At 51.1% G+C, this 1,675-nt stretch carries 2 protein-coding genes; both read right to left on the reverse strand.

Going from position 1 to position 1,675, the window contains the following annotated elements; all coding sequences use genetic code 11:
- Nucleotides 1-67 precede the first annotated feature (67 nt).
- Nucleotides 68-691, reverse strand: coding sequence for a DUF6445 family protein (locus AC1D01_RS33645; RefSeq protein WP_477873807.1), 624 nt, complete (start codon nucleotides 689-691; stop codon nucleotides 68-70).
- A gap of 10 nt (nucleotides 692-701) precedes the next feature.
- The coding region (locus tag AC1D01_RS33650) for a spermidine synthase (RefSeq protein ID WP_477873808.1) at nucleotides 702-1,675 on the reverse strand (974 nt) is incomplete at its 5' end.

Here is a 1,675-nt window from a genome sequence, read left to right on the forward strand (position 1 = left end):
GCCTGGATACAGGCTAGCTCAGCACCATTGGGAAGGGTATGCACTGCCAGTGGATTGCGACGTCGATTCATTTTGCGATGTTAAAGAAGAAGTGCTGCGTGAGACGTCCTGATTCGAAGCAATCCCCGAACTGACCCCAGGGGGCGTGATAATAGATGCTACCGCGAACGAGGAGCAACCTATTGAAAACGGCGGGAACGAGGCTCGAGAGTTGCCAAGCATCGGGGTTAAGAGTATCTCGTAGAAGGACCTCTCTATCGAATGCGGCCGCATCCTCATAGCCGAGCATCTGGGCTTCCGCATTCGTCGGAGGACCAGTTAATCCGGTCTCCTTATGAGTCAAGAATGCGGTTCCGCCCTCGATATTCTCAGGTCGCGACAAGTGCACTAAACCAGCCCAGTCTTCATGATCGGCATGGACTAATAGTCGTGGCCGATCGCTCTTTACCTCAAGTCGGAAATGGCCAAAGTTTGCCTCCTTGTGATCGTAGGTGATCGAGGATCCAACCAGCTTAGAAAATCTATCAACTACCCCCCTGGAGAACAGCGCCGTCCTTGATTGTGCGGCCGCAACATTCCCTGGTGCCCTATAATATTTCAGTGCTAAAGCAGCACTTCGAATTCGCTTGGGATCAGCAAAGAAATCATCAATGATGATGATCTCGGTTTCGCTTGGGCTCTGAAATGACATATGTCCGCAATCAGTTCTGTGCCAGCAGTTGGATGCGCCGCGACCAATGAGGATTGCGAGCAGAAATCGACTGTACGTTAGATAGGATGTCCCCATCGTAAGGCGACGCTGCCTGGCTTTCTATGCTGCAGCGAATCTGTTCGAGGCGATCCAATGCGCGCAGCGGATGATCGAAAGACAGTGCCGCGATTTCGGTGAGAAAAATCCAACGAAGAAATGGGCTATTAGTAAGAGCACTGAGTAGACCGGCGGTTATGTTCGAGCGCAACGACAATTCACTGAAGTCTGAAGCACACCGAATCTGCGGAAAGTTGAGCGCCGCCTTTTCATATAGTCGGAGCGCTCTTACTTCGAAGAGCTCTTGAATACTGGAGTAAAGTCGAGGAGAGGGAGATTGTGCAAGGAAGACGCGATGGTCAAATATGCGGGTGAATCGCCGAAAATCGCTGGCGCGGATGGCCAGCGCCTCGGCACAATATCGATCAGCTTCCGACAGATGTTCAAGCGAGTGGGGCTTACGCACATGTGCTTGAAGCGTGCCGGCGTAGATGAGAACATTTCTACGGTGTTTCAAGTACCATACTTCAGGAAAAACATTTCCGAGCGCTGCCATAGTGGCTGTTGAGATGGTCGGCGGGATCTCCGGGAACGCGTAGCTTGCAATGTCAAAGCAATTAATGGCCACGACACCCTTTGCCGCAAGGCGAGATCGCAAGAGTTCTATAAATGTGGGGTCCTGCAATAATTCATACGATGAGTGATCAGAGTATAGGTCCACATAGATGAATTCATACTTGCGCTCGGTGCTTTGCAAGAACTCCATAGCATCTGTTTGCACCTTTTCAATCGAAAAGAATATTTCGAAATCATCGTTGAGCGGGAGCGCTATCTCCTCTACGTCGACCAGCGTGACGTGGTGGACCTCCCGAAACAGGGATAAAGGCAATAAGCAAGCCGCAAGCGACGCTCCAAGAACCAATATGC

The organism is Rhizobacter sp. P3_B12 (assembly GCF_056402895.1).

Coding starts and splice junctions, on each gene's coding strand:
- AC1D01_RS33645 (WP_477873807.1), bottom strand. CDS start 691: ATGTCATTTCAGAGCCCAAGCGAAACCGAGATCATCATCATTGATGAT.